The organism is Mesorhizobium sp. M1066, from assembly GCF_040318635.1.
In the GTDB taxonomy this organism is placed as follows: Bacteria; Pseudomonadota; Alphaproteobacteria; order Rhizobiales; family Rhizobiaceae; genus Mesorhizobium.
On record NZ_JAMYMR010000011.1, the window covers coordinates 60119 to 81190 of the forward strand.

Consider the following 21072-nt stretch of genomic DNA (forward strand, 5'->3'; position numbering starts at 1 on the left):
ATGCTGCGAACAATGGCGGTGTCGGCCGGCTACGGTCTGCTCCCCGTGCTGAACGGCATCAACCTCAGCGTCGCGCCGGGCGAAGTCGTGGGCTTGCTCGGCCGTAACGGCGCAGGCAAGACAACGCTGCTGCGCGTCATCTCCGGCGGCTTGCGGGCAAGCGGCGGGGCGGTGGTTCTTAGAGACAAGGATCTCACCAACGCTCCGGCTTTCCGCCGCGCGCGCGCAGGCATCGCGCATGTGCCGCAGGGGCGCGGGATCTTTAACCAGCTGACGGTGCGGCAAAACCTGGAAGTCGGCACCCGCGCCGCCAAGGACCGTGGCGACGGTGGCATCCCGGACGACATCTTCGGCTATTTTCCAATCCTGCGGGAGCGCGAAGCGCAGGTTGCCGGCACACTTTCGGGCGGCCAGCAGCAAATGCTGGCGATCGGCCGCGCGCTATGCGGCCTGCCCTCGGTGCTGCTGCTCGACGAGCCCTCGGAAGGCATCCAGCCGAACATCGTGCAGTCGATCGCCGAACTGGTGCCGCGCATCGCCCGCGAGCGCGGCATCGCGATCATTCTTGTCGAGCAGAATCTCGATCTCGTTCTTAAGGCATCGGACCGCTGCCTGGTGATGGAGAAGGGCAGGATCGTCCACGAAGGTGCGCCTGAGACCTTCGCCGACGAGACCCTGCTGAAGGACCTGTTGGCTTTGTAAGGCGTGCATGGGGCGCGCCTGGGACTGGAAGGGAACACAACAATGATAAGCAGAAGAACTGTCTTGAAATCGGGCGGCGCTGCCGCCGCCTTCGCCATAGTCGGCGCGCCGTCGATCCTGCGCGCCGCCGACACCGTCAAGGTCGGCCTGTCGATCCCGATCACCGGACTGCAGGCGATTCTCGGCGAGACGTTGCTCAATTGCTACAAGCTCGCCGCCGCCGAACTCAACGCCGCCAACGGCATTGGCGGGCGCCAGGTCGAACTCATCATCGAGGACAACCAGACCACGACCAAGGGCTCCATCGACAAGGCGCGCAAGCTCATCAACGAAGACAAGGTCGACGTGATCATGGGCACGATCATTTCGCCCGAGCGCAGCGCCACGCTGTCGGTCACCTCGAAGGCCAAGAAGCTGTTCTTCTACCCGACCAATTTCGAAGGCGGCGAATGCAACCGCTACTTCGTCGCCACCGGCCCGATCCCGATGCAGCAGGTCGACCCGATGATGCCATGGGTGGCAGAGAACCTCGGCAAGACGATCTATGTCATGGCTTCGGACTATGCCTGGCCGCAGAAGATGACCGAGGCGATCACGGCGGCCTATGAGAAGGCCGGCGGCAAGATCATCGGCGCCGATTACTATCCGTTCGGGACCACGGATTTCGGCCCGGCCTTCCAGAAGATCAAGTCGCTGAAGCCCGATGTCGTCTGGTCGATGGTGGTCGGCAACGACGCCGTCACCCAGCTCAAGCAGTATCGCAGCTTCGACATCAAGCAGCCGCTGATCGCCCCGCTCGACGAGGTCTTCAACAAGGACGCGCTGCCGCCCGGCGTTGCGGCCGGCACCTATGCGCCGCAACCCTACTGGATGGCGCTGGACAATCCGGTCAACAAAAAGTTCATCTCCAGCTTCCGTGAGAAATTCGGCCAGGAGAAGATGGTCAACGGCATCGGCGAGGCCGGCTACAACGGCCTGCATCTCTACGCGCTGGCCGCCGAGAAGGCCGGATCGCTGAAGGACGACGATGTATTGGCCGCGCTGCCGTCGATCGAGTTCGACGCACCGCAAGGCAAGATCCGCGTCGACGCCACCAACAACCACACACTCTGCCATTCCTATGTAGGCAAGGCGGCGGCCGACGGCATCGGCTACGAGATCGCTAAGGATTTCGGCACCATCGCGCCGGTAACGCCTTACTGCAAGGTGTAGGGTCTTCCGCCCAAGCAATCCTGACGGCGGCTTTGTCGCTGCCGTCAGGGCGTCTGCGGCGCAGGCAGCCGCTCGCGCAATTCGTCGACGAGCACCCTGGTGTTTTCGGAATAGTCGATAGGCACGACGACGAGATGCACGCCGCCGCCGGTGAAGGCCTGTTCCAGCGCCGGCCGCAAGTCGGCAATCTCTGCAACCCTGGTGCCCTTGGCGCCATAAGCCTCGGCATACTTGACGAAATCGGGATTGCCGAAGGTCATGCCGAAATCCGGAAATTCGTCAACCGCCTGCTTCCAGCGGATCATGCCATAGGCATGGTCCTCGAGCAGCAGGACGACGAGGTTGAGCTTGAGCCTGACGGCGGTCTCCAATTCCTGGCTGTTCATCATGAAGCCGCCATCGCCGCAGATGGCCATGACACGGCGCTGCGGATAGAGCAGTGCCGCCATCATCGCCGACGGCAAGCCCGCGCCCATGGTGGCCAGCGCATTGTCGAGCAGGATCGTGTTTGCCATGCGCGTCCGGTAGTTGCGAGCGAACCAGATCTTGTACATGCCGTTGTCGAGGGCGAGGATCCCATCCGGCGGCATCACGGCGCGCACGTCATGCACGATGCGCTGCGGCGTGAAGCGATCTTCGGTGGCGCGCGCCGCGATCCGGCTCAGAATGCCTTCCCGCAGCGGCAGCAGCGCCTGTGCGTTGGGGATCTTGCCCTCGATGCGGTCGGCCAGCAGCGCCAGCGAAGGACCGAGGTCGCCGACGATTTCGGCTTGCGGGAAATAGACCTGCTCGACATCGGCTGATTGGTAGCCGACATGAATGACCTTCGGCCCCTTCGCCCCCATGATGAAGGGCGGCTTCTCTACGGTGTCGTGACCGATGGTGATGATCAGATCGGCCTGCTCGATGGCCTCGTGCACGTAGTCGCGCTCCGAAAGGGCTGCCGTTCCCATATAGAGCTCCGTGCCGCCAGGCACGGTGCCCTTGCCCATCTGCGTGGTGAAGTAGGGAATTTGCGTGCGCAGCACGAACTGCGCGACATCGGGGGTCACGCGCGGTCGCGACGCCGCCGCGCCGAACATCAGCAGCGGGCGCCTGGCTTCCATGATCATACTGGCGGCGCGATCAAGCGCGCCTGGACTGGCCAGCGGCAGTTCGACCGGGTGCGTCGGCACCAACGCGATCGGTTCACACTCGGCCGCTGCAATGTCTTCCGGCAGTTCCAGATGTACCGGGCCGGGACGCTCCTCCTGGGCGACACGGAAAGCTTCGCGCACCAGCGAGGGGATCATCTTCGGCGAGACGATCTGGCGCGACAGCTTGGTCAGCGGCTTCATCGCCGCGACGATGTCGACGATCTGGAAGCGCGCCTGCCGGGATGACAGGATGCCCTTCTGGCCGGTGATCATGATCATCGGCATCGCGCCGAGCAGCGCATAGGCCGAACCGGTCGAAAGGTTGAGCGCGCCTGGGCCAAGCGTAGTGATACACACACCCGGCTTTCCGGTAAGCCTGCCATAGGTGGCGGCCATGAAAGCGGCTGCCTGCTCGTGACGGGTCAGGATCAACTGGATCGAGGAGCGGCGGATGGATTCGACGATATCGAGATTTTCTTCGCCCGGAATGCCGAAAATCCGTTCGACCCCTTCGTTCTCAAGGGCCGCGACGAACAGATCCGAACCTTTGGTCATAAACCGTCTCCCGCAACATTCCATCGGCCACCTTCATATGGCATCGGAATGCGACGCCTCAAAGAGGCATCTTCGGCTGCGGGTCAGAGGCGCGTGTTGCAGCTCGCCGCTTTCGGCGATGCGAACAGTTCCTTCGGCGCGGACCATTGGCTGACCGACACGCCGCGCGTGCCGGTGATCAGCGAACGCAGTTCCGACAGATAGGTCTGCACGAAGAACGAGGTCTGGCTTTCCAGCGGCGTATAGGGGCCTGGCCGGTAGGCGCGCGACATGATGCCGTCGGCATTGTCCTCGGTGATCTTCTTGTCCTGCACCGTGGTGACGTCCCACATCCAGCTGATCGCATCGGAATCGACGCCGCCATCGGCATCCTTGTCGACGAGCCAGGTCAGGATGACGTCGGTTTCCGCGGCGCTGCGCGGTATCATCTGGAACAGCGTGACATAGTCATTGGCAGCACTTGCAAACGACAGGCGTCCGAGGCGGAAACCGCTTTCGCCGCCATCATAAGCGTGACGGCCGCCCATCAGGCACGAGACCCCCTCACCCGTATTGGAGAGCGTGTTGCGGCCGGAGCCGATCGGCTTGCGGTGCATGGCAAACGGCATCGTGTCGAGGTCGCCCGCCTGCCACGCACCCTTGTGGAACTCAGCATCGCCGATGACGCTGTGCCAAGCCTCGATTTCGTTCTGCCACTCGACCGCCTTGTCGGCGTCGCGGGTCGCTGTCACTTTGACATGGCCGTTGACGCGGTAATATTCGGGATGAGCCGGCCGGCAGTGATAACATTCGAGAAAGTTCTCGAGCACCAGCTTCCAGTTCGCCTTGGTCAGATAATTCTTGCGCGCGACGATGCGTGCGCGGTCAAGGCCGTTTTCGCGCAAGCCACCGGTTAGCCCGTCCGCGACGGGCTGGATGTCGGGCAACGAATTGCCATCGAGGCCGCAGAATACCAGGCCGCCGAAACTTTTGCAGGGCACCCGGTGCAGGCCGAGCGTTTCCGGATCGACGCTTGCAGGAAGGTCCTGCCGCGACTGCAATTCGCCGGTCAGCCTGAACGACCAGGCATGATATGGGCAGACCAGAAGCTTGCCGCGACCATCCTTGGCGCAGAGCCGCGAGCCGCGATGGGTGCAGACATTGTAGTAGGCCGCGATGTCGTCCTCGGCGTCGCCGAAGCGCACGACGACAATCTCTTCGTCGAACAGCTGGCGCACGATGTAGCGGCCCTTTTCAGGCACCTCGCTGGCATGGGCGACAAGCATCCATTGGCGCGGAAACCACAAGTCCCGTTCCAGCGCGAAGATCGCCGGGTCGGCATAGAAGGCCTGTTCCAGCGACCAGTCCGGACGTTGCCGGTCGATCAGCCTGACGGTCTCGCTTCTGTCGATAGGCTGGCTGTTCGGTGTGTAGGCCTGCACGGCAAACACCTTTCTGCTCGCTGGCGCTAGGATGACGTTTCGATAAAGTGTGCGATGCGGAAAGGCTTGCGGCAAATACAGAAATGATAGACCTTCATATCGAAAAGGCATGACGACAGGTTCGGATCGTGAAAACCCTCAAGACATCGCTTCCCCTGCTGAACGCCATGGTCGTCTTCGAGGCTGCCGCCAGGCATGGCGGGCTGACGCTGGCCGCGCAGGAGCTCAACATCGCCCAATCGGCGGTCAGCCGGCATGTCGCCAATCTCGAGCGTCAGCTGTCGGTCGAGCTGTTCACGCGCAAGGGCAACCGCGTCGCCGTCACCGGGGCCGGCAACACGCTGGCCGAGGCGATCCGCGAGGGTCTTGGCACCATCAGGCAAGCGGTCGATGATTTGACCGCGCACGACAGCGATACATTCGTGGTCGGCTGCAGCCACGATTTCGCGCAGGCATGGCTGATGCCGCGCTTCGACCTCATCACATCGCGGGTGGCCGGCGACCGGGTGCTTTTGCAGACATCCACCGATTACAGGGATTTCGACCAGCCCGAAGTGGCGCTGTCGATCCGTTTCGGCGAAGCCGGGCAATGGCCCGAATTCGTGGCCGACAAACTGCTCGACGGCGAATGGTTCCCGGTCTGTGCACCGGCGTTCCTGGCGCGTCACCCGGCGCTCGCCTCGGAGAACCCCGAGGCTTTCCTGGTGGTGCCGCTGCTGCACCAGGTGACGCCGCCCGGCGCGATCGACAGTTGGCAGTCATGGATCGGAACCGAGCGGAAACTCGATGGGCCTCGGTTCACCAGCTACATGTCGATGATCCATGAAACCATTGCCGGGCGCGGAGCTGCGCTCGCCTGGGCGGGGTTTGCCGACGAGCATCTGCGCCGCGGCCAGCTCGTTCGGCTGACGAAGACCTCACGTCGTCACGCCGGCTCCTTCCACATCGTCATGAGGAAGAATGCCGGTCCAATGGTCAGGGGAGTGGCGCAGGCGCTGCTGGATAGCGTCGGGGACAGCTGGCAGACCAGCGTCGGCGACAGCTGGCAGGCCAGCGTCGGCGACAGCTGACGATCAAGCCTCGCGGCCAAACCGCGACGCTTCATGACGCGCGCCACAGGCCGGCATGGCGGCCTCGATCTCAGCCTCCGACTTGAAGGCATCGGAGGCGTAGCGATCGACACGGAACCGCTCGGCGGAAACGAACGGGGTCTGCCCGAGGACCAGTTCGCAGGATAGCCGGCCAAGACCCGGTCCATGGGTGACGCCGCTCTCATTGTCGCCGCCGACGACCACGACATTGTCGCTGCCGGGCACCTTGCCGACGATAAGGCCGTTGTCGGGCGTGTAGCACGGCACGCCTTGCGCCCAGCTCGCGATCGTCGAACCGCGCAGCGGCGGGAACACAGTCTGCAGCTCGGCAAGCTCCTGCTCGGAAGTCTCCCGCATCAGCTCGATATTGTGCGGCTGGCCAGGTTCGATCTCGTTGTCGTCGGTCTTGTAGAGAGGTTTGTAATGCCGGCCGGTCCCCCACATGACCGCGCCGAATGTTTCGCGCAGCCACAGCCGCAATTCGCGGCACTGGACCGTGGGGATGGTCGACGGCAGCCCGCGATCATCGGTGATGATGCGTGTCGCGACGACGCGCAGCAGCGGCAACTTCCAGCCGAGGCCCGATATGACCTGGTTGTTCCATGCGCCAGCGGCAACGATCACGCCGTCAGCCTCAAGGCTGCCCTGATCGGTCTCGATGGTCACCCGATCGCCGGCATCATGGACGGCCGTCACGCGTGTGTTGCTGCGGAAGATGCCGCCAAGTTTGCTAATCTGGCCGGTCAGCACGCCCATGGCCAGCTTGGTGTCGAGCTGGATGCCATGCGGATTGTAGGCCGCCGAATGGACCCGCGCCGGATCGATGAGACCTTGCATCTTCTGGCCGATCTGCGCGGCGTTCAGATCCTGCATTTCCGTCGGGGCATAGGAAGAGTCCAGCACCGGGCGGACAAAACGCTCGCGCCCGTCCTCGGTCAGCGCCATGATCAAGGTGCCGTTCGGCCGATAGCCGATCTCGACGCCGACCTCGTGCAGCCGGCGATAAAAATCGAGGCCATATTGCTGCAGCTGAAGACCCTCTTCGCCAAGCGGAATCATGCCGGCGGACCAATGCGAGACAAATCCCGCGCCGGCGCTGGTGGTCGCGGCACCCGGCTGACCCGCATCGATGACCGTCACCCGGCGCACGCCGGACCGCAGCAGATGGAAAGCCGCGCTGCAGCCGATGATGCCGCCGCCGATTACCGCGATGTGCCTGCTATCGCTCCCGCCATGGCTTCCGTTTGAACTCATCTTTGTTCTCCCTTTTGCCGATGGTCCGATCGGAGCGACATGCAGCGGCGGCGACCATACAGGCCCGTTCGGAGCTGTCTAGACACATGTGTCTGTGGCCTGATACTTGATGCGTACTGCATCTGGATCACACGTCCGGAACGCGGCTTGATTCGGCCTTCCGTCGTGTTGGCGTTGCGAGAGAGTGAGGAAAAAGTGAGCGTTTCGACTGCCGCCCAGGCCATTTTCGACAGTGAAATCATATGGGATGCGCATTCCGGCTTCATGCCGGATCCGGCGGCGGACCTGACCAATCTGCGGATCTGGCGCGACGCCGGCATCAATTATCTGTCGATCGATGTTGGCTTCGACCTGTTGCCCTGGGAGCAGACAGTGCGGACGCTCGCAAATTTCCGCCACTGGATCCTTGCCAATCCCGAGCACTACACGCTGGTCTCCTCGGTAGAGGAAATCCGCAAGGCAAAGCTTAAGGGCAAACTGGCAATCACATTCGACATCGAGGGCATGAACGCGCTCGACGGCCGCATCGAAATGGTGGAGTTCTATCACCATCTGGGTGTGCGCCAGATCTTGTTTGCCTACAACAGGAACAACCTCGCCGGCGGCGGTTGCCACGATGTCGAGACCAGCCTGACGGCGTTCGGCCGCCAGGTCATCGACGAGATGAACCGTCTCGGCATGTTCGTCGACGTCACCCACACCGGCTATCGCACCTCGATGGAGGTGATGGAATATTCCAACCGGCCGGTGATCTTCTCGCACTCCAACGCCAAGGCCTTGTGCGGCCATGGCCGCAACATCACCGACGAGCAGATAAAGGCCTGCGCGCGCACCGGCGGCATCGTCGCGATCGTCGGGCTCAATCGTTTCCTGGGAGAAGGGCGGACCGACTCGGACAGGTTGGCCGACCACATCGAATATCTTGTCGATCTGGCTGGCCCAGATCATGTCGGCATCGGGCTGGACTACGCCTTCCCCGTCGACGTCAAAGGCATCGACCGTATCATTTCAGACAATCCGCAATTCTGGCCCAGGAGCGAATATCCGGAAGGGGCGACGACCTACGCGGCTCCCGGCCAGATGAGCGAACTGACCGATGTGCTTCTGCGCCGCGGCCAGTCCGAGCAGACCGTGCGCAACGTCCTGGGCGGCAATTTCGTGCGCCTGGCGGCCGAAATCTGGAAGTGAAGGTAAGCGGAGAGGCGCGTCTCCGCTCCAGCACTTGATCCAGGCCCAACCGAATGCAGGATCAAGCCTCGCCGTGTGGGCGATCACATTTAGCCCGCGTAGGGCCCAAGTCGACGCGCTGGCGCGGTCGGAACAGATGTCGATATTTCCCGCAAGATCGTCCGTATCCAAGATTCGGACATGCCGGCAAAATTTTCGCTAGACATAGATGTCTATTATTAGCAGTTTTAGCTGACAGACACATTCGGCCCGGCTTGGAGAATGGCCAACGGCCGGAAACAAGACAACGAAAACAGCAGAGGGGTAGAGCATGTCCATTCTAGCCGACACCAGGGTTTCGCGCCGCAGCCTGCTAGCCGGAGCCGGCGCTTTCGGGCTCGCCTCAATGGTCAATCCAAAAATTTCCTGGTCGAGCGACGGCCCGATCCTGAAGGTGCGCTCCTACGCCGACATCCAGACGCTCGACCCTTGTTTCCGGCTGGCGGCCCCCGAAGGCGACATCACCAGCGTCATCTTCGCAGGCCTCGTCGTCACCACGCCGGGCGATAGCTGGGGCTGGCGGCCGATGGCGGCGGAAACGATCAAGCAGCTCGACCCGCTGACCGTCGCCTTCCAGCTGCGCGACAATATCGGTTTCACCGACGGCTACGGCCAGATGACGGCGGAAGATGTCAAATTTTCGATCGAACGCATCGCCGATCCCGCCAACAAGAGCCCCTATTCCGGCGACTGGGCGACGCTCAAGGAGGTCGAGGTCAAGGACAAGCTGTCCGGCCTGATCCACCTGAAGCAGGCCTTCGCGCCGCTGTGGACGTCGACCTTGCCGACGCCGTCCGGAACCATCCTGTCGAAGCGCGCCATCACCGAACTCGGTGGCAAGATGGGCGTCAAGCCGGTGGCGCAGTCGGGCCCCTACATCCTGAAGGAATGGCTGCCCAAGCAGCGCACGGTGCTGGTGCGCAATCCCGACTGGAAGTACGAGCAGGGCGCCTTCGCGGAAATCCACATCCATCCGATCGAGGACGAGAAGACCGCCGAACTTGGCTATGAGGCCGGCGACCTCGACTACACCTGGACCGCGGTCTCCTCGATCTCGCGCCTGAAGCAGACGCCGCCGCCAAAGACGACCGTGGTCGAGAAGCCGTCGCTGGCCTTTGTCTGGCTTGGCATGAACCAGGATGTCGCTCCCTTCAACAATCCCAACATGCGCCGTGCGGTGCAGTACGCCGTGGATCGCAAGGCGGTGGTCGACGCCGCTTATTTCGGCGCCGCGGCAACCGCTACCGGCATCATCGCGCCCGGCCTGCCTGGCCATCGCGAGAAGAACCTGTTCGATTTCGATCCGGACCGCGCCCGCGACATGATCGCCAAGGAAGGACTGGCCGGCGCGACGATCACGCTCGACATTCTCAACAAGACCGAGCGCCTGACCGCGGCGCAGGTCGTGCAGTCGAACCTGCAGGATGTCGGCCTCACTGTGGAGATCAAGCAGAACGACAGCGGCACCTTCTGGACGCTGGGCGCCAAGGAAGGCGACTACTACAAGAAGCTGCAGATGATCATCAGCCGCTTCTCCATGCAGCCGGATCCGAGCTGGGCCACTGCCTGGTTTACCCGCGACCAGATCGGTGTCTGGAACTGGGAGCGGTTTTCCAGCGAGGAATTCGACAAGCTCAATGCCGAAGGCATGGTCGAGCTCGACCCGGCAAAACGCGATGTCATCTACAAGAAGCTGCAGGACCTGATGGAGGAGAACGGCAACTACGTTTTCCTGACGCATGAGGTCACCGGCATCATGAATCGAGATACGCTTGTGGCCGGCCTGAAGCCGAACGGCGAACCCGTGTTCACCGACTTCAAACCCGCATGATATCGGCGGGCGGGGCTCGTCCCCGCCAAAGACCGTCCGACAGGTACTGGAAATGATCCGCTACGCCCTCAAGCGTCTGTGGCTTGGCGCCATCATCATCAGCGTGGCCATGATGATGATGTTCGCCATGGTTTACCTCATTCCCGGCGACCCGGCCTCCGTTGCGCTGGGGCCGCGCGCGACGCCGGAGATGATGGAGGCGCTGCGCGTGCGGATGGGCCTCGACCAGCCGGTGTGGCGGCAGTTCCTACATTTCTACGGATCGGTCCTGCGCGGCGATCTCGGCACCGAGGTGCTGTCAGATCGGCCAGTTCTGGACGTGGTGATGGAACAGCTTCCGTTCACGCTGGCGCTGGTGGTCGGCGGCATCACGTGGTCGGTGGCGCTCGGCATTCCGCTTGGCTGCATCGCGGCGGTGCGGCGCGGCGGCTTTGTCGATCAGGTGATCGGGGTGCTGTCGGTGGCGATGATCGCCGTGCCGTCCTTCGTCGTCGCCATCTATTCGCTGCTGGTGTTTGCGGTCGCCCTGCAATGGCTGCCGGCGATCGGCGCCGGCGAACCGGGCGACCTCGCCAGCCGGCTCCAGCACCTCATCTTGCCGTCGCTGGCGGTCGGCCTTGGCTGGATCGGCTATATCTCGCGCATGGTGCGCGCCTCGATGCTGGAGACACTGGAAGCCAGCCATATCCGCACGGCGCGCGCCTTCGGCCTGACCGAGCACAGGATCGTCTACACCTACGCGCTGCGCATCGCCGTGCTGCCGACGATCACCTTGCTCGGCGTCGGCATCGGCCACATGCTGTCGTCATCCGTCTTCGCCGAAATCGTCTTTGCCCGTCCCGGCATCGGCAAGCTGGTCTATGAGGCGATCTCGGTGCGCAACTACCCCATCGTCTCCGGAGCCGTGCTGGTCACCACGGTCTTCTTCGTTCTCGTCAACGTAGCAGCCGACATCCTCGTCGGTATCTTGGATCCCCGTGTCAGATCAAGTTTCAACTGAGCTGCCATCCCGCAGCTTCCGTCTCGGCATGATATGGCGCACCTTGCGCCGCATCATGCGCGAGCCGCTCGGCGCGATCGGCCTGACGCTGGTGACGGTCGTGGTGCTGTCGGCGGTCTTCGCCAGCCTCCTGACCAGCTATGTGCCGAGCAAGATATCGCCGGCCGAACGCTTCGCTTCGCCGAGCCTCCTGCATCTGCTCGGCACCGACCATCTCGGCCGCGATCTTCTCACCCGGGTGCTCTATGGAGGACGCGTCGCGCTTTTGATCGCGCTGGGCGCGACAGCGGTGTCGCTGGTTGTCGGCGTCATGCTGGGGCTGATCGCAGGCTATGGGCCGCGCTGGCTCGACAATGTGCTGCTGCTGATCTTCGACGCCGTGAAGAGCTTTCCCACCGTCATGCTGGCGCTGACGCTGGTCACCCTGTTCGGCCCCTCGCTCTATGCGGTGGTGCTGGTGGTGATGCTGGTCAATGTGCCGGGTTATGCCCGCATCATCAGAACCCAGACGCTGGTGCTCAAGTCAGCCGAACACGTCATGGCGGCGCGCTCGATGGGCGCCAGTGCGGGCCGCATCCTGCGTGTCCATATCCTGCCCAACATCATCGGCCCGATCCTGATCCTGATATCGATGGACATTCCCGTGGTGGTGGCGATCGAGGCCGGAATGAGCTTCCTGGGGCTCGGCGTGCGGCCGCCAACGCCGAGCTGGGGCGCGATCCTCAATGACGGTTTTGCCAACATCCGCGATTCCTACTGGATCGTGATTGCCGGCGGCCTGCCGATCGTGCTGACCACGCTCGGCTTCACCTTCTTCGGCGAGACGCTGCGCGACCTCTTCGATCCCAGGCTGAAGGGACGCTCATGACGGTTCTCGAGGTCAAGGATCTGAGTGTCGCCTTCCACACCGAGGCCGGGCGACTGGAGGCGCTGAAGCAGGTGAGTTTTTGCGTGCCGGCCAACCGCAGCGTCGGCGTGGTCGGCGAATCCGGCTGCGGGAAATCGACGCTCATCAACGCCATTCTCGGCCTGCTCGCCGACAATGGTGAAATCACATCGGGCGAGATCATCTTCGAGGGCGACAAGGACCTGGCGCGGCTCGACCCCTCGGCGATGCGCGGCCTGCGCGGCCAAAGCATCGCCACTGTGTTCCAGGATCCGATGGGCGCGCTCAACCCGGTGCTGTCGGTGGGGCGGCAGATGCGCGACATTCAGTATCGCTCGGGTCTGTCGAAGCGGGACAAGGATGCACGCTCCGTCGCCATGCTGCGCAAGGTTCGCATTCCCGATCCGGAAAGCCGGCTGACGCAGTTTCCGCACGAATTCTCCGGCGGCATGAAGCAGCGCATCGCCATCGCCATGGCGCTGATGATGGAACCGGCTTTGCTGATCGCCGACGAGCCGACGACGGCGCTCGATGCGACGCTGGAGGTGGCCACCATCGAACTGCTCAAGGATTTGCAGCGCGACATCGGCTGCTCGGTGCTGTTCATCTCGCATCATCTGGGCGTGATCGCCGAGCTCTGCGACGAGATGATCGTGATGTATGCCGGCGAGGTGGTGGAGAGCGGCACGACCCGCGAGATCTTCCATGATGCGCGTCACCCCTACACGCAAAAGCTGTTGGCCTGCGATCCGGCCCGGCTGTCGCAGCGGGTTGCTCGCCTGCCGACCATTGCCGGGACCTTGCCGGATTTGCGCCGCCGGCCGAGCGGCTGCGTCTTCCAGCCGCGCTGCGATCGTGCCGACGCGCAATGCCTGACCGTGCCTCCCAGCGCAGCCATCGGCGGGTCTCACATCGCCCGCTGCTGGCATGCGGACATTCCCTTGGGAGCGATGAACGCATGAGCTCCGACGACCTGCTCCGTGTCAGCGACCTGCGCGTCTCGTTCCGGGTTGGCGGCCTGTCCGCCAGACTTGCCGGGCGAACCACCGAGATTGAAGCGGTCTCCGGCGTCAGCTTCACGCTTCAACGAGGCAGCACCTTCGCGCTGGTCGGCGAATCCGGCTCGGGCAAGACGACGCTGGCGCGCACGCTCAACGGTCTTCAGCCCGTGAGGGCGGGCACGATCCTGTTTGAAGGGCAGGAACTGCAGGGCCTGTCCAACGCCGCCCTGAAGCCGGTGCGGCGGCGCATGCCGATGATGTTCCAGGATCCGGTCGGATCGCTGTCGCCGCGGCTCAGCGTGCGGTCGCTGCTGTCGGAGCCTTTCATCATTCACGGACTGTCGGATCGTGATCTCAACGCCGAAGTCACACGGCTTCTAGCACTGGTCGGGCTGCCGCGCGATTTCGCTGACCGCTACCCGCACCAGCTTTCCGGCGGCCAGGCGCGCCGCGTCGGCGTCGCGCGGGCGATCGCGCTGGACCCGGTTCTGGTCGTCGCCGACGAGCCGACCGCCGGCCTCGACGTCTCGGTGCAGGGAGAGGTGCTGAACCTGCTCAACGACCTGCGTGACCGCATGGGCCTGTCGATGCTGATCATCACCCACAATCTGCATGTCGTGCGCCAGATCGCCGACCGTATGGCGGTGATGTATCTCGGACGCTTCGTCGAGCAGGGTGAAACCGAAGCGATCTTCCGCGCGCCGCATCATCCCTATACGGCGGCCCTTCTGTCCGCCAATCCCGAGCCGGACCCAGATCGGGTGCACCAGCGCATCACGCTGCCGGCCGACGTTCCCTCCCTGCTGGCGCGCCCTTCAGGCTGCGAATTTCACACACGCTGTCCGCAGGCCCAGGGCCGTTGCGCGGTCGATGTCCCCGTCCCGGTCACGGTCGGAAACAGCCGCCTGACCTGCCATTTCCCGCTGAACACATAAGGATCGCCACCGGCGCAAGTGTCGGCCGGGGCGTTGAGAGGAGCCGCCATGCAAGATATCCGCGTCGTGACCGATTTCCCGCGCAAAATCCGCGAGATCGAGAACCTGTGGATTCCGATGCCGGACGGCGTCAAGCTGGCGGCTCGAATCTGGCTGCCGGAAGACGCCGAGGCCGATCCGGTGCCGGCGATCCTCGAATATTTGCCCTACCGCAAGCGCGACGGAACGGTGGAGCGCGATACGCTGACGCATCCCTATTTCGCCGGTCACGGCTATGCCGGCGTGCGGGTCGACATGCGCGGCTCGGGCGACAGCGAAGGGCTGTGCAAGGGCGAGTATCTGAAGCAGGAACAGGATGACTGCCTGGCGGTCATCGAATGGCTGGCCCGGCAACCCTGGTGTTTGGGAAGCGTCGGCATGATCGGCATCAGCTGGGGCGGCTTCAACGGGCTTCAGGTCGCCGCGCGGCGACCGCCAGCATTGAAAGCGGTTGTCTCGCTGTGCTCCACGGATGATCGCTACAATGATGACGTGCATTATCTCGGCGGCGCCATGATGTGCGACAATCTGATGTGGGGAACCACCGCCTGGGCCATCGCCATGACCCCGCCCGACCCGTTCATTGTCGGCGATCGCTGGCGCGATCTTTGGGAGCAACGGCTGAACGGCAACGGGATCTGGATGCAGGACTGGTTCGAACACCAGCGCCGCAACGATTTCTACAAGCACGGCTCGATCTGCGAGAACTATTCCGATGTCGAAATCCCGGTCTATGCCGTCGGCGGCTGGGCCGACGGCTATCCCAATCCGATCTTCCGGATGTTGGAAAAACTGAGCGGTCCTCGCAAGGGCCTGATCGGACCCTGGGGCCACAAATATCCGCACTTCGCCATGCCCGGCCCGCGTATCGGCTTCCTGCAGGAGTGCCTGCGCTGGTGGGATCAATATCTCAAGGGCATCGACACCGGCATTGTCGACGAGCCGATGCTGCGCGCCTGGATCCAGGATCCCGCACGGCCGGCGGCGATCTATGACGAGCGGCCTGGCCGCTGGGTCGCCGAGCCGGCGTGGCCGGGGCCGGGTGTCGGCGAAAAGGTGCTGAACCTTGCCCCGCATGTGCTGAGCGAAGCCAAGGGGGAAGGTACGATCCTGGAGATTTCATCGCCGCAGACGGCCGGCATGTCTTCCGGCGCCTGGTGCGGCTATGGCGTCATGCCGACCTTGCCTGTCGACCAGCGCATGGAAGAAGGCAATGCCCTGATCTTCGAGACCGCGCCGTTGAGCGAAGCCATCGAGATCCTTGGTTTCCCCGAATTCGAGGTCAGGCTCTCCTCTGACAAGCCCGTCGCCCTTCTGTCCGCCGCGCTGTCGCAAGTGTTCCCTGAAGGTGCTGCCTCGCGCATCAGCTGCGGCATCCTCAACCTGAGCCATCGCAACGATGATCTGGACATCGCACCCATGGTGCCGGGCCAGGCGGAAACGGTGCGCATCAAACTGCGCTGCTGCGGGCAGCGTTTCGAGGTTGGCGAGCGTATCCGGCTGGCACTGGCGACATCGCATTGGCCCATCGTCTTTCCGACCGCCGAGCAGGCGACGCTGTCGATCCACTGCGGCGACAGCCGGCTGATCCTGCCGGTGCGCCCACCGCAGCCTCTGGACGACACGCTGGGGGCTTTCCTGGCTCCGGAAAGCGCTGCGCCGATGTTGCAGGAGGTTCTGGCCAAGGGCGACGGCTTTCAGCGCTCGGTTTCGACGGACCAGGTCACCGGCGAGACCGTCTATCAGGTCGTCAATGATGGCGGCACGGTGCGGCACCCACATACGCAGATGACCGTTGCGGCGAGGCATGTCGACCGGTTCACCATCCACCCCGACGATCCGAACTCGGCGGTCGGCACCTGCACCTGGGAAAAGTCCTATGGCCGCGGCGACTGGCAGGCGCGCCTTTCGGTGAAGGCGACCGTGCGCGCGCTGCGCGATGTCTGGCGGATCGAGACCCACATCACTGCCCATGACGGAGATGAAGTGGTCGTCGACCGGAGCGAGGTCAAGGAGTATCGGCGCGACCTCAACTGAAAGCGGCTGCGATTGGCAATCAGGCCATCGATCTCGGCAAGGCGGCAGCCAGCGCATCGACGGCCAGCCGCACCTTCAGCGGCAGATGCGGCGTCTGCAGCCAAAGGGCATGGCAGTCGTAGAGATATCGCGGCTGGTCCGGCAACAGTGCGACCAGCGCGCCGGCTTCAATGCGCTCACGCACCAGCCACCAGGGCAGCCAGGCAAGCCCCATGCTCTCAACAGCCGCATCGGCGATGGCATCGAGATCGTCGAGCCGCAGCCGCCCGGTTGGCGTAATCTCCTGTACGGATTGCCCCTCGCGCGCAAACAGCCACGGCTGAACGACCTGGCCGAGCCGGCGGTAGACAATCGCCTGATGATCAGCGAGATCCTCGATACGCCGCGGCTCGTCATGAATTCTGAGATAGGAGGATGCGGCGCAGACGACCATGTCCTGGCGCGCGACGCGGCGTGCGATCAACCCCGCCTTGTCGCCCAGAGCACCGGTCCGAATGGCGAGATCGTATCCGTCTTCGGCAAGATCGGCGAAGCGGTCGGTGAGCGACAGGTCGAGCTCCAGCATCGGATATTGCCGCGCCAGCCGCAGCAGCACGGGTGCAACGCAATGGCGGCCGAAATGCGCCGGCATGGTGACCCGCAGTTTTCCACGTGGTTCGGAGAACTGGTCGGCGGCGAGCGCATCGGCGGCTTCGGCCTCGGCCAGCACCACCCGACAGCGTTCATAGTAAGCGCGCCCGAAGTCGGTCAGGCTTTGCCGCCGCGTGGTCCGGTTGAGCAGCCGCACGCCCAGCCGCTCCTCGAGGAACCGCACATGCTTGCCAACCATTGGTCCGGACAGATCGAGTGCGACTGCGGCGGCTGCGAACGAGCCGACATCGACGGCCCTGACGAACACGGCCATGCTCTCAAGCCGATCCATATTCAAAACTCCTGGTTTCTACTGTTCTTCCCTTACAGCCATTTATCCCCGGTGAACCTAGCTGCATAGCTCATTCGGTTCAGATGATTTGGAGTATCCCGAATGACACGCGTAGTTCGCTTTCACCAGCATGGTGGCCCGGAGGTTCTGCGCATCGAGGATGTTGCGCTTCCCCCACCGGGGCCGGGCGAAGTTCAAATCCGGGTCAAGGCACTCGGCCTCAATCGCGCCGAGGCGCTGCTACGCGCGGGCGCCTATATCGAGACGCCGACGCTCCCCTCGGGGCTTGGTCTTGAAGCGGCGGGTGTCGTCGAGACTATTGGCGACGGCGTGAAGGATTTCGCGCCAGGTGACAGCGTCAGTGTCATCCCGCCGCAATCGATGATCCGCTGGCCGGCCTATGGCGATCTTGCCATCTACCCGGCCCGACTTGTCGTCAGGCATCCGCCGTCGCTTGACTGGCAAACGGCAGCGGCGGTCTGGATGCAATACCTCACCGCCTACGGCGCGCTGGTCGACATCGCCGGGCTGCACAGCGGAGACGCCGTCGTAATCACAGCAGCATCGAGCAGTGTCGGGCTTGCGGCGATCCAGATCGCCAACAAGGTCGGCGCGACCGCGATCGCGGTGACGCGGACATCGGCGAAGATGCGGGCGCTGCTCGAGGCCGGTGCGGCCGAAGTCGTGGCCTCGACGGAGGAGGATCTGGCGGCGCGATTGAACCAGATCGCCGGGCCGCGAGGCGTGCGCGTCGTGTTTGATGCGGTCGGCGGCCCGATCTTCGAGCCGCTGACGGCGGCGATGTCGCATAGCGGCATCCTCATCGAATATGGCGGACTGAGCCACGCGCCGACGCCATTCCCGCTGCCAGCGGTGCTGAGCAAAACGCTGACACTGCGCGGCTACCTCGTGCACGAGATCACCGGTAACCCGGTAAAGCTGGAGGCCGCCAAGGCGTTCATCGTCGAAGGCCTGCAGAGTGGGGCACTAAGACCGATCATCGACCGGACCTTTGCGTTCGACCAGATCGTCGAAGCGCATCGGTATCTGGAATCAAACGAGCAGTTCGGCAAAATCGTGGTGACGATCTGAAATCGTGGTGACGGTCTGAGATCGTGGTGACGGTCTGAGCAACGATGGCGAACAAATCATTCTTGCAGGACAATATCGCTCTTGAAGGCGCGGCTCTGCATTCCTAACTGTCCGGTGCGGGCCGGGCCCCTCTGACTATCGCTTTTGGCGATCGTGATGTCGGACCGCTTTAACGGGCTCGTTTCCATGTTTTCGGTCAAGCGGGCTCAATCTTTTTCGGTTTGGAGCCCCGTATGACATCTACTTCCCTCCTTGGCATGACTTGCCCCTCCTGCCGCGTCGCGCTCGTGATGAGCGAACGCCAAGGTATCGAAATCGACTACTGTCCGCAGTGCCGCGGCGTCTGGCTTGATCGGGGAGAACTCGACAAGATCATCGAGCGTTCCAGCAGGGAAGCGGCGCCCGCGCCGCAGCCACAGCCGGCAGCATTCTCCCAGCCGCAACACGGCCAGGGCCGCGACGACGATTATTCCCGCTCCCACGGCCACCGCTATCCGAAGCGGAAGAAATCATTTTTCGAAGAGTTGTTCGATTGACCGCATGACGCCGGCACCCGGCGGCGGTGAAAACTTCCGAAACCGCAGAGACAAAGGTTCATCTCCGATGACTTCCCGTACAAGCCGATTTGCAGCCCTCTTTGCAGGACTGTTCCTGGCGTTTTCGATGGTTGCGATAGACCATGCCGAGGCGCGCCGCGGCGGCAGTTTCGGCAGTCGTGGCATGCGCACGTTCCAATCGGCACCGCCGACCAGGACCGCACCGGCCCCGACCGCTCCAGTCGAGCGTTCGATGACGCCCAACACCGGTGCGAACAACGCGGCCCGGCAGCCGCAGGCCGGCCCGCAGAGGCCCGGCTTCATGAGCGGTTTCGGTGGAACGATGATGCGCGGCCTGCTGCTCGGCGGCCTGATCGGCCTGCTCGTCGGCCAAGGCTTCGGCGGCCTGGCCGGCATGTTCGGTTTCCTGCTTCAGGCCCTGCTCATCGGTGGCGCGATCATGCTGGCTATCCGCTTCTTCCGCTCGCAATCGGCGCGTGGTCCTGCGCCAGCGCTCGCCGGTGGCAATGCCCAGGCTTCGAGATTTGAGAACCGCGCAACGGCAGGGCAGCAGACTGCAGGCTCCTTCACAATTCCCGGCTTTGGCGGTGGTTCGGGCGGAAGCTCTCCGGCCATCGGTTCTGATAAGATCACGCTGGCTCAGACCGACCTCGACGCATTCCAGCAGCTGTTGACCGATGTCCAGGAAGCATTCGGGCGCGAAGACCATGCCGCTCTGCGCCGGGCTGTTACCCCCGAAATGGTGTCCTATCTGTCGGAAGAGCTGGCCGACAATGCCCAGAAAGGTCTCAGGAACGAGGTAACGGATATCACCTTGCTGCAGGCCGACGTCGCTGAAAGCTGGCGTGAGGATGACCGCGACTACGCCACGGCCGCATTGCGCTACGAGTCTCGTGACGTCACGCGCGAACGGGCCAGCGGCAAGGTCGTCGCGGGCGACGATGATCATCCGACAGAGACGACCGAGCTGTGGACATTCGTGCGTGAGAATGGCTCGAACTGGAAGCTCTCGGCAATACAACAGGCTTGAGCCCCGGGCGGATTTGCCCGAGGCTCGATGTGAGTTGTGGGCGTTCAGCGCACGATTTTGACGCACATCGGCGTGCCTATCTCGATGACGCGCCCGGTGTCGCTGAGCATGCCGGTCTCGGCGTCGCGCGCGAAGATCGAGATGCGGTCGCCATTCTGGTTGGCGGAAAACAGATGGCCGCCTGACGGCGTCAGCGCGAGGTTGCGTGGCGTCGCACCGCCGCAAGGGACGTAGCCGACGAGGCTCAGCGATCCTGTCTGCTGGTCGACCGCCATGATGACGACGCTGTCGTGGCCACGGTTGGAGCCGTAGACAAAACGGCCATCCGGGGAAATCTGTATGTCGGCGCAGTGGTTGCTGTCGCGTGCCTCGGCCGGCACCGCCGGCTTGGCATCGATGAACGAGAGCCTGCCCGTGGCTTCGTCCAGTGCCATCGACACGATGGTCGAATCCAATTCGTTCATGACAAAGACGAAACGTCCGTTTGGATGCAGCGCAAGATGGCGCGGACCGGCGCTGGATGGCAAAGCGGCTTCGGCTAGCTTGGCCAGATTGCCGCCGCGCTCGATCCGGTAAGACACCAGCCGGTCGATGCCGAGGTCGGCGACGATGACTGTTCCCCCGGCGATGGTTTCGGTGACGCTGTGGGCGTGCGAGCGTTCCTGCCGCGCCGCATTCGGGCCGCTGCCCTTATGCGAAACGCTGGCGAGCGGCGTCGACAAGGCACCGTTCTCCTCGAAGCCATAGACAGCCACGGCACGATCCGGGCCGCCCTCGCCCATACCGTAGTTTGCGACCAGCAGTTTCGTCCCGTCGCGGGTGATGGTGTTGTGGGCGGTGATGCTGCCAAGCGAAGGCTGCTTGTTCAAGTAGGTGAGCGCACGCGAGCCACGATCGTAGCTGTAGGCGGAGACGGTTCCCTCGCGCCAGGTGAAGACTTCCGAATTGGCATAGATGTGCGAGCCGTCCGGCGTCACCGAGAGGAAGGTAGGATTGTCGACGTCATTGGTCTCGGCCAGTTTTCGTGTTTCCAGCGTTTCCTCATCGAAGCTGTAGACGCCGAGACCGACACCGCGTGCGCCCTGAAAATAGGGCGCTTCCCGGTTCAGGCTGCCGACAAAGACCAGATAATCCTCGCGCATGA

At 63.4% G+C, this 21072-nt stretch carries 18 protein-coding genes; 13 read left to right on the forward strand and 5 right to left on the reverse strand.

Annotation, left to right across the window (positions count from 1 at the left end; all coding sequences use genetic code 11):
• Both NKH52_RS16785 and NKH52_RS16790 read left to right on the forward strand, forming a co-directional pair.
• Positions 1-702: an ABC transporter ATP-binding protein gene (locus NKH52_RS16785; RefSeq protein WP_352731416.1), complete on the forward strand. Its 702-nt coding sequence runs from the start codon at positions 1-3 to the stop codon at positions 700-702.
• Between the two features lie 42 nt (positions 703-744).
• Positions 745-1914, forward strand: coding sequence for a substrate-binding protein (locus tag NKH52_RS16790; protein WP_023808839.1), 1170 nt, complete (start codon positions 745-747; stop codon positions 1912-1914).
• Positions 1915-1958: 44 nt separating this feature from the next.
• Here NKH52_RS16790 and NKH52_RS16795 read toward each other — a convergent pair whose 3' ends face one another.
• Together NKH52_RS16795 and NKH52_RS16800 are read right to left on the reverse strand one after the other, a co-directional pair.
• Complete coding sequence (locus tag NKH52_RS16795) at positions 1959-3605, reverse strand: acetolactate synthase large subunit (RefSeq protein ID WP_352731419.1); 1647 nt, start codon at positions 3603-3605, stop codon at positions 1959-1961.
• Positions 3606-3688: 83 nt separating this feature from the next.
• Entirely contained in the window at positions 3689-5026 is a 1338-nt protein-coding gene (locus NKH52_RS16800; RefSeq protein WP_352731422.1) for an aromatic ring-hydroxylating oxygenase subunit alpha, read from the reverse strand.
• Positions 5027-5154: 128 nt separating this feature from the next.
• Between NKH52_RS16800 and NKH52_RS16805 the strand changes: the two genes are divergently transcribed.
• Entirely contained in the window at positions 5155-6096 is a 942-nt protein-coding gene (locus NKH52_RS16805) for a LysR family transcriptional regulator (protein WP_352731425.1), read from the forward strand.
• 3 nt (positions 6097-6099) lie between these two features.
• On the opposite strand, the gene NKH52_RS16810 is transcribed toward NKH52_RS16805, so the two are convergent.
• A complete protein-coding gene (locus NKH52_RS16810) occupies positions 6100-7371 on the reverse strand; it encodes an NAD(P)/FAD-dependent oxidoreductase (protein ID WP_352731428.1) in 1272 nt (423 codons plus the stop codon).
• A gap of 195 nt (positions 7372-7566) precedes the next feature.
• Between NKH52_RS16810 and NKH52_RS16815 the strand changes: the two genes are divergently transcribed.
• The 7 genes from NKH52_RS16815 (at position 7567) to NKH52_RS16845 (ending at position 16327) form a co-directional block, all read left to right on the forward strand.
• The gene (locus NKH52_RS16815) at positions 7567-8559 is read left to right on the forward strand and encodes a dipeptidase (protein WP_352731430.1); all 993 of its coding nucleotides are present in this window, start codon (positions 7567-7569) and stop codon (positions 8557-8559) included.
• A 310-nt stretch (positions 8560-8869) separates the two neighbouring features.
• Entirely contained in the window at positions 8870-10429 is a 1560-nt protein-coding gene (locus NKH52_RS16820) for an ABC transporter substrate-binding protein (RefSeq protein ID WP_352731433.1), read from the forward strand.
• A gap of 52 nt (positions 10430-10481) precedes the next feature.
• Positions 10482-11429, forward strand: coding sequence for an ABC transporter permease (locus tag NKH52_RS16825; protein WP_023808846.1), 948 nt, complete (start codon positions 10482-10484; stop codon positions 11427-11429).
• A gap of 28 nt (positions 11430-11457) precedes the next feature.
• Positions 11458-12297 carry an ABC transporter permease gene (locus tag NKH52_RS16830; RefSeq protein ID WP_352731435.1) on the forward strand — a complete coding sequence of 280 codons (840 nt, stop codon included), beginning with the start codon at positions 11458-11460 and terminating at the stop codon, positions 12295-12297.
• Positions 12294-13277, forward strand: coding sequence for an ABC transporter ATP-binding protein (locus NKH52_RS16835; RefSeq protein ID WP_352731437.1), 984 nt, complete (start codon positions 12294-12296; stop codon positions 13275-13277). The genes NKH52_RS16830 and NKH52_RS16835 overlap by 4 nt, the downstream gene beginning before the upstream one ends.
• A complete protein-coding gene (locus tag NKH52_RS16840; RefSeq protein WP_352731439.1) occupies positions 13274-14251 on the forward strand; it encodes an ABC transporter ATP-binding protein in 978 nt (325 codons plus the stop codon). The genes NKH52_RS16835 and NKH52_RS16840 overlap by 4 nt, the downstream gene beginning before the upstream one ends.
• Positions 14252-14299: 48 nt before the next feature.
• Positions 14300-16327, forward strand: a complete 2028-nt coding sequence (locus NKH52_RS16845) for a CocE/NonD family hydrolase (RefSeq protein ID WP_352731442.1) — start codon at positions 14300-14302, stop codon at positions 16325-16327.
• A 19-nt stretch (positions 16328-16346) separates the two neighbouring features.
• Here NKH52_RS16845 and NKH52_RS16850 read toward each other — a convergent pair whose 3' ends face one another.
• Positions 16347-17249: a LysR family transcriptional regulator gene (locus NKH52_RS16850; RefSeq protein ID WP_352731444.1), complete on the reverse strand. Its 903-nt coding sequence runs from the start codon at positions 17247-17249 to the stop codon at positions 16347-16349.
• 102 nt (positions 17250-17351) lie between these two features.
• Between NKH52_RS16850 and NKH52_RS16855 the strand changes: the two genes are divergently transcribed.
• The 3 genes from NKH52_RS16855 to NKH52_RS16865 all read left to right on the forward strand — a co-directional run bounded on the left by NKH52_RS16855 (position 17352) and on the right by NKH52_RS16865 (position 19928).
• Positions 17352-18341: a zinc-dependent alcohol dehydrogenase family protein gene (locus NKH52_RS16855; RefSeq protein ID WP_352731447.1), complete on the forward strand. Its 990-nt coding sequence runs from the start codon at positions 17352-17354 to the stop codon at positions 18339-18341.
• Between the two features lie 233 nt (positions 18342-18574).
• Positions 18575-18877 (forward strand): TFIIB-type zinc ribbon-containing protein, encoded by a 303-nt coding sequence (locus NKH52_RS16860; protein ID WP_352731449.1) that lies wholly within the window; start codon positions 18575-18577, stop codon positions 18875-18877.
• A gap of 67 nt (positions 18878-18944) precedes the next feature.
• Complete coding sequence (locus tag NKH52_RS16865) at positions 18945-19928, forward strand: Tim44 domain-containing protein (RefSeq protein ID WP_352731451.1); 984 nt, start codon at positions 18945-18947, stop codon at positions 19926-19928.
• A gap of 44 nt (positions 19929-19972) precedes the next feature.
• Here NKH52_RS16865 and NKH52_RS16870 read toward each other — a convergent pair whose 3' ends face one another.
• On the reverse strand, positions 19973-21070 hold the full coding sequence (locus NKH52_RS16870) for a lactonase family protein (RefSeq protein WP_352731454.1): 1098 nt from the start codon (positions 21068-21070) through the stop codon (positions 19973-19975).
• Positions 21071-21072: the final 2 nt, after the last annotated feature.

Coding starts and splice junctions, on each gene's coding strand:
- NKH52_RS16810 (WP_352731428.1), bottom strand. CDS start 7,371: ATGAGTTCAAACGGAAGCCATGGCGGGAGCGATAGCAGGCACATCGCG.
- NKH52_RS16825 (WP_023808846.1), top strand. CDS start 10,482: ATGATCCGCTACGCCCTCAAGCGTCTGTGGCTTGGCGCCATCATCATC.
- NKH52_RS16850 (WP_352731444.1), bottom strand. CDS start 17,249: ATGGATCGGCTTGAGAGCATGGCCGTGTTCGTCAGGGCCGTCGATGTC.
- NKH52_RS16835 (WP_352731437.1), top strand. CDS start 12,294: ATGACGGTTCTCGAGGTCAAGGATCTGAGTGTCGCCTTCCACACCGAG.
- NKH52_RS16870 (WP_352731454.1), bottom strand. CDS start 21,070: ATGCGCGAGGATTATCTGGTCTTTGTCGGCAGCCTGAACCGGGAAGCG.
- NKH52_RS16865 (WP_352731451.1), top strand. CDS start 18,945: ATGACTTCCCGTACAAGCCGATTTGCAGCCCTCTTTGCAGGACTGTTC.
- NKH52_RS16845 (WP_352731442.1), top strand. CDS start 14,300: ATGCAAGATATCCGCGTCGTGACCGATTTCCCGCGCAAAATCCGCGAG.
- NKH52_RS16855 (WP_352731447.1), top strand. CDS start 17,352: ATGACACGCGTAGTTCGCTTTCACCAGCATGGTGGCCCGGAGGTTCTG.
- NKH52_RS16795 (WP_352731419.1), bottom strand. CDS start 3,605: ATGACCAAAGGTTCGGATCTGTTCGTCGCGGCCCTTGAGAACGAAGGG.
- NKH52_RS16790 (WP_023808839.1), top strand. CDS start 745: ATGATAAGCAGAAGAACTGTCTTGAAATCGGGCGGCGCTGCCGCCGCC.
- NKH52_RS16830 (WP_352731435.1), top strand. CDS start 11,458: ATGATATGGCGCACCTTGCGCCGCATCATGCGCGAGCCGCTCGGCGCG.
- NKH52_RS16860 (WP_352731449.1), top strand. CDS start 18,575: ATGACATCTACTTCCCTCCTTGGCATGACTTGCCCCTCCTGCCGCGTC.
- NKH52_RS16840 (WP_352731439.1), top strand. CDS start 13,274: ATGAGCTCCGACGACCTGCTCCGTGTCAGCGACCTGCGCGTCTCGTTC.
- NKH52_RS16785 (WP_352731416.1), top strand. CDS start 1: ATGCTGCGAACAATGGCGGTGTCGGCCGGCTACGGTCTGCTCCCCGTG.
- NKH52_RS16820 (WP_352731433.1), top strand. CDS start 8,870: ATGTCCATTCTAGCCGACACCAGGGTTTCGCGCCGCAGCCTGCTAGCC.